Source organism: Phormidesmis sp. 146-33, assembly GCF_052939515.1.
On sequence record NZ_JBJPHU010000281.1, the window covers coordinates 1 to 1355 of the forward strand.

Here is a 1355-nt window from a genome sequence, read left to right on the forward strand (position 1 = left end):
AGGGGCTTGCGGAGAAATAAACTCCCAGTCATTCTAGAAGCAAGCAGAAACGCGGGGTTCCGCATTTTTGCGATTCATCTCTAAAGTTGGAAGTGTGGAGACCAGGCTCAACGAGACAATCAAATCGACGCTCAAAGATGCGGCACAGAAATTGACGGGACATCGCAAACGAGACTTCATGGCAAAAGTGACTGAAGATTACTTCAAGGGTTCAGCCCGCAAAGCAGAAACCGTTTTGGGATGGAGTCGGCAGAGTGTTCAACTCGGCTTACACGAGCGACGCAGCGGCATTCGGTGTGTCGATAACTATCAGGCAAGAGGACGACACAAAAGCGAAATCGTTTTGCCAAATTTAGCAGCAGAGATTCGGACATTAGTGGATGCTCAAGCCCAGACAGACCCGAAATTTCAGACGACTTTTCTGTATGCCCGCATCAGTGCCAGAGCGGTGCGAGAAGCACTCGTGACGGAAACGGGCTACGAGGAGAGCGCTTTACCCACTCGTCAAACGATTGGTGAGATCCTCAATCGGATGGGATATCGCCTAAAAAAACGCAAAAGACCAAACCCTTGAAAAAGCTTGCCGAAACGGATGCCATTTTCGAGAATGTATTTGCTGCGAATCAGCAAGCCGACGAGCATCCTAAAATCTTGCGACTCTCGATTGATAGCAAAGCAAAAGTGAAGATTGACAACCTTTCGCGTGGCGGCAAAAACAGGCGATTTGACCCCTTGCAAGCAGATGACCCTGATAGTGAATGGAGTGCTGTTTTAGTACCGTTTGGCATTCTCAATACTGAAACCGACCAGTTGTCGATCGACTTCGGGCAATCTGCCGAAACGAGTGATCTGATTGTCGATTGCTTAAGGGATTGGTGGCACGACCATCAAACTGAGTACCAGCCTCTCGACGAACTGATGATTGACCGGGAGGGAGGATCTGCAAGCCGCAGCAATCGTACCCAATTCATCAAGCGCATGGTGGAATTGGCTCAACTGACCCACTTGCAAATTCATCTCGTCTACTACCCGCCTGATCACAGCAAGTACAATCCGTAGGCTTCGCCTCACCGAAGGTGCGTGAACGATGTTGGGCAGCCTTGGAAAACTATTGGAATGGAACGGTTCTTGATTCAGTTGAGACTGCGATCCAGTGGGCGACCCACATGACTTGGAAGGGAATTTCGCCGACCGTCCATCTGCTTGATACTATCTATGAGAAAGGCATCAAAGTTCCGCTTCCAGAACTCGAAGAACGCTATCTTCCGTTCTGGCTATGCTCCGGAACCTGACCTAAATGGGATGTTACTATTATTCCTGCACAACTGGTACTTTATTTAATTGCAGATCCCTTA

The 1355-nt window shown here is 48.9% G+C and carries 3 protein-coding genes; all 3 read left to right on the forward strand.

The features are described from left to right. Positions 1–94 precede the first annotated feature (94 nt). The 3 genes from ACJ2PR_RS35955 to ACJ2PR_RS35965 are packed head-to-tail and all read left to right on the forward strand — an operon-like array spanning position 95 to position 1292. Positions 95–574 (forward strand): ISAzo13-like element transposase-related protein, encoded by a 480-nt coding sequence (locus ACJ2PR_RS35955; RefSeq protein WP_446880647.1) that lies wholly within the window; start codon positions 95–97, stop codon positions 572–574. Then, the gene (locus ACJ2PR_RS35960) at positions 571–1059 is read left to right on the forward strand and encodes an ISAzo13-like element transposase-related protein (protein WP_446880648.1); all 489 of its coding nucleotides are present in this window, start codon (positions 571–573) and stop codon (positions 1057–1059) included. The genes ACJ2PR_RS35955 and ACJ2PR_RS35960 overlap by 4 nt, the downstream gene beginning before the upstream one ends. A 17-nt stretch (positions 1060–1076) precedes the next feature. Further along, a complete protein-coding gene (locus tag ACJ2PR_RS35965; protein ID WP_446880649.1) occupies positions 1077–1292 on the forward strand; it encodes an ISAzo13-like element transposase-related protein in 216 nt (71 codons plus the stop codon). The last annotated feature ends 63 nt before the right edge of the window (positions 1293–1355 follow it).